Here is a 5,198-nt window from a genome sequence, read left to right on the forward strand (position 1 = left end):
TCGTTGGCCGCGATGCCGTGGCTGGCCGATCACGCGGTGCATGGCACGGTCCTGCTGCCGGGTACGGCGTTCGTGGACCTGGCGGTCCACGCCGGTGATCTGGCTGGGTGCGGCATGCTGGAGGAGTTGACGCTCCAGGAGCCGCTGGTCCTTCCCGGTTCCGGTGGCGTGCAGTTGCAGATCCAGGTCGGCGACAGTGACGGCGACAGTGGTCGGCGAACCGTCATGGTCTCCTCCCGAGAGGGAGAGGGCGAATGGGTTCGGCACGCGGTCGGCGTGCTGGCTCCGGCCGGCAGTGAGCCCGTCCCCGCCCCGCTGGGTGCCTGGCCCCCGGCCGGTGCAGAGTCGGTTCCGGTCGACGATGCCTACGAGAATTTCGCCCAGCGCGGTTACGGCTATGGGCCGGCGTTCCAGGGGCTGCGTCGGGTTTGGCGTGCTGGGGACACCGTCTATGCCGAGGCCGAGCTGCCTCAGGGCATTGACTCCGATGCGGCCGGGTTCGGCCTGCACCCCGCTCTGCTCGACGCCGCTCTGCACGGTCTGCTGGCCGCAAGCCATGGCGGTGGTGGGACTGGGTTGCCGTTCGCGTGGTCGGGGGTGCGGCTGCTGGCCGGCGGTGCCCGCCACCTGCGAGTGGTGCTGGCCCGTGAGTCGGGCGGCGTCTCGGTGACGGCGTTCGACGGTGTCGGTCAGCCGGTTTTGCAGGCGCGATCGTTGGCGCTACGTGAGGCCTCGGCCGGTCAGCTCACCGGGTCTGGTCGGCAGGTGCGGCAGTCGCTGTTCACCGTCGACTGGGTCCCGCTGCCGGCGCAGGCACCTGATGCCGCAGTGCAGTGGGTGCGGCACGGCCAGTCGGTCGAGTCTGAGTTGCCTCCCGTGGTGGTTGCGGCCGTGCCGGCTGCTCCGTCGGGGACGTCGGCGCCGCAGGCGGCTCAGCTGGCTGCCGCGACGGTGCTGGGTTGGGTGCAGCAGTGGCTCGCCGACCCCGAGACCGACGGTGCGCGGTTGGTGATCTGGACCCGGGGCGCGGCCGCCGGGCAGGACCTGGCCGGCGCGGCGGTGGCAGGCTTGGTCCGCTCGACGCAGTCCGAGCACCCGGGTCGTCTGCTGCTGGTCGATGTTGACCCGTCAGCCGGCCTGGACCCCACTCACGACGCCGACGTGGACACCGTCCTGGCCGTGGCACTGGATGCCGATGAGCCTGAGGTCCGCATCCGTCCCGCTACTGACGGCGGGGGCATCGCGGCGTTCGGGCGTCGGCTGGCCCGCGCCGGTGCGTCCGGGGAACTGGAGCTGCCCGGTGGTTCGGGCTGGCGGATTGAGGTCGCCAAGCCGGGTGACCTGGGCAGTGCGGCTGTCGTCGAAGCTCCCGAGACGGAGACTGCGCTGCTGGCGGGTCAGGTCCGGGTGGGCCTGCGAGCGGTGGGCGTGAACTTCCGCGACGTGGTGACCGGGCTGGGGATGGTCTCTGACGGCCGGGTCCTTGGTGGGGAAGGCGCCGGGGTTGTCCTGGAGACCGGGCCCGGAGTAACCGGTCTGGCTGTGGGGCAGCCGGTGATGGGCCTGGCGCCGAGCTGGGGGCCGGTCGGGATCGTGGACAGCCGCCTGCTTGCCCCGATCCCGCAGGGCTGGTCGTTCCAGCAGGCCGCGGCGGTGCCGATTGGGTTCCTGACGGCGTTCTACGCGTTGCGGGATCTGGCCCAGGTCCGCGCCGGCCAGCGAGTGCTCATTCATGCCGGTACTGGTGGTGTGGGTACGGCTGCGGTGCAGTTGGCAAAGGCGTGGGGCTTGGAGGTCTTCGCGACCGCGAGCCCTGCCAAGCAGCCGGCGTTGCGAGCGATGGGTGTGGACGAGAGCCATATCGCCTCCACTCGTGATCTGGCCTTCTGCGAGCAGTTCCTGGCCGTGACCGGCGGCGAAGGTATGGACGTGGTCGTCAACGCGCTGGCCGGGGAGTTCACGGACGCGTCGCTGCGGCTGCTGCCGCGCGGCGGTCAGTTCGTCGAGATGGGCAAGACCGACATCCGGGACCCCGAGCAGGTTGCTCAGTCCTACCCGGGAGTGGTCTACCAGGCGTTCGACCTGATGGACGCGGGCGAGCCGCGAGTCGCGGAGATGCTGGCCGAACTCGGGGCGATGTTCGAGGCGAGGACGCTACAGCCGCCCGCAGTGACGTGTTTCGAGCTCTCCCAGGCTGTGGCGGCGCTGCGGTATCTGCAGGCCGCCCGGCATCTCGGCAAGGTCGTGCTGAACGTCCCCGCTGAGTGGGACGGGCAGGGCACGGTGCTGGTCACGGGTGGGACAGGGACGCTGGGTGGGGAGTTGGCCCGGCACCTGGTCAACGTTCGTGGCATGCGGCATCTGCTGCTGCTGTCGCGGCGTGGCCCGGCCGCGCCGGGGGTTGCCCGTCTGGTCGCGGAGTTGGCCCAGTCGGGTGCGGAGGTGCGGGTGCAGGCCGGCGACGCCGCCGACCGCAGCGCCCTCGCCTCGGTGTTGGCGAGGATCGCTCCTGAGCGGCCGTTGACGGCGGTGGTGCATGCCGCCGGTGTGATCGACGACGCCACGGTGGAGTCGCTGACACCTGAGCGCATGGCGACCGTCCTGGCGGCCAAGGCTGATGCGGCCTGGAACCTGCACGAGCTGACCGAGGGCGCGGGCCTGGCCGGCTTCGTCTTGTACTCCTCGGCTTCAGCCAGCGTGGGCAGCCCGGGTCAGGGGAGTTACGCCGCGGCCAACGCGTTCTTGGATGCACTCGCCGCCTACCGCCACGACCGGCACCTGGCCGGTCAGTCGCTGGCCTGGGGGCTGTGGGCCCAGGCCTCGGAGATAACCGGGCAGTTGGCCGGCGCTGACCTCTCCCGTCTGCGGCGTGGCGGTGTCCAGCCGCTGACGACGGAGCAAGGCCTGGCGCTGTTCGAGGCCGCTGCCGCGCTGGGTGCGGCGTTGGCGGTCCCGGCTCGACTGGACCTGACCGCGTTCTCCCGCGGAGGAAGGCCGGTGCCTGCGCTGCTGCGCGGCTTGGCTGCTGGTGGTGTCTCCGCACGCCCGTCCGCGGCCGTGGCCACGGCCGCGGACGCGGGTGGCCTGGCGGCCCGGTTGGCCGCGTTCAGTCCCGCCGAGCGTGAGCAGGAAGTCCTGGAGATCGTCCGGGCCGCTGTCGCCGTCGTTCTGGGCCATGCCCGACCCGGGGACGTCGATCCCCAGCGGGCCTTCCGGGACATGGGTATCGACTCCCTGACCGGGCTGGAACTCCGCAACCGGCTCGCAAGCGAGACGGGCCTGAGTCTTCCCGCCACCCTGGTCTTCGACCACCCGACACCGGCCGAGCTCGCCAGGCACCTGTGCCCGGAGATCTTTGCGGATGTGGTTGTGGAACCGGCGGTCCTCACCCAGCTCACCCAGCTGGAATCGATCCTCTCTGAGGTACCCGCGGACAGCGAAATGCGCTCCGATATCACGGCTCGGCTGCGGACGGTGGTATCGAAATGGATGCGCGACCAGGAGCCGGCGGCGGAGAACACCGCGAAACAGAAACTTGAGTCGGCCTCGGCTGATGAAGTCTTTGACTTTATTGCTAAAGAGCTAGGAGTTTCCTAATCCAATGACTGAGATGACAGAGCACGAGAAGCTCCTCAGCTACCTGAAGAAGGTAACGGCCGACTCCTACGAGACCAAGGAACGCCTGCGGAAGATAGAGGCACGCGAGCAGGAACCGGTAGCGATTGTAGGGATGGGTTGCCGATTCCCGGGGGGAGTCGAGGACCCGGAGGGTTTCTGGCGGTTGGTTGCCGCAGGGGCCGATGCGATGTCGGGGTTCCCGGCGAATCGCGGCTGGGACGCGGCAGCCGCGTTTGACACTGGCGATGAGGGCGCGGCCTATGCTCAAGTGGGTGGTTTCCTGGATGGTGCTGGTGATTTCGATGCGGAGTTCTTCGGGATCAGTCCGCGTGAGGCGTTGGGGATGGATCCCCAGCAGCGGTTGTTGCTGGAGACCTGTTGGGAGGCACTGGAGGACGCGGGGATCGCCCCGGGTTCGCTGCGTGGCACCGACACCGGCGTCTACGCCGGGATCATCGCGTCCGGGTACCGGATCGGTGAGCAGGACGGTGCTGGTGGTTTTGGCCTGACCGGGACTACGGCGAGTGTGGCGTCGGGTCGGGTGGCGTACTCGCTGGGGTTGCAAGGTCCCGCCGTCTCGATCGACACGGCGTGTTCCTCGTCGCTGACGGCGATTCACCTGGCCGTGCAGGCGCTGCGGTCCGGGGAGTGCGGGATGGCCCTGGCCGGCGGGGTCACAGTGATGGCTTCGCCTGGGACGTTCACGGAGTTCGCGCGGCAGCGGGGGTTGGCTGGCGATGGCCGGTGCAAGCCGTTCGCGGAGGCGGCCGACGGTACCGGGTGGGGCGAGGGTGTCGGTGTCCTGGCTCTGGAGCGGCTGTCCGATGCCCGTGAGCGCGGGCACCGGGTGCTGGCGGTGATCTCGGGCAGTGCGGTCAACCAGGACGGGGCCAGTAATGGTCTGTCGGCGCCGAATGGTCCGTCGCAGCAGCGGGTGATCCGGGCTGCGTTGGCGAGCGCAAGGTTGCAGCCGGGTGATGTTGATGTGGTGGAGGCGCATGGCACCGGTACGGCGCTGGGTGATCCGATCGAGGCGCAGGCGCTGCTGGCCACCTATGGTCAGGACCGGCCGGAGGGCTGGCCGCTGTTGCTGGGGTCGGTGAAGTCGAACATTGGCCACACGCAGGCGGCTGCCGGTGTGGCCAGTGTGATCAAGATGGTGCAGGCGATGCGGCACGGCATGCTGCCCCAGACCCTGCACGTGGATGCCCCGTCCTCGCATGTGGACTGGTCGGCCGGGGCGGTGGAGCTGCTGACGGCGCCTCGGGAGTGGCCTGAGGGTTCTGGTCCGCGGCGGGCTGGTGTGTCGGCGTTCGGGATCAGCGGCACCAACGTCCACCTGATCGTTGAAGAGCCCACCCAGGATGCTCCTGCCCAGGATGCGTCTGCTTTGGACGCCCCTGTTTTGGATGGGGTGGAGTCTGCCTCGGAGTTGGGGCTGGAGTCTGTGGGTCCGGTGGCGTGGGTGTTGTCGGCGCGGTCTGCTGCGGCGGTGGCTGCGCAGGCGGGTCGGTTGGCGGAGTTCGTGACGGCGCGTCCGGAGGTCGCGGCCAGGGATGTGGCGTTGTCGTTGGCGGTGA

The 5,198-nt window shown here is 69.7% G+C and carries 2 protein-coding genes; both read left to right on the top strand.

The features are described 5' to 3' along the window. On the top strand, positions 1 to 3,597 hold a 3,597-nt coding region (locus ACGFWI_RS38690), incomplete at its 5' end, for an SDR family NAD(P)-dependent oxidoreductase (protein ID WP_393910754.1). A gap of 13 nt (positions 3,598 to 3,610) precedes the next feature. Further along, a partial coding sequence (locus ACGFWI_RS38695) for a type I polyketide synthase (RefSeq protein WP_393910755.1) occupies positions 3,611 to 5,198 on the top strand: 1,588 nt, incomplete at its 3' end.

It is taken from the genome of Streptomyces sp. NPDC048434, from assembly GCF_043200375.1.
Lineage (GTDB): Bacteria > Actinomycetota > Actinomycetes > Streptomycetales > Streptomycetaceae > Streptomyces.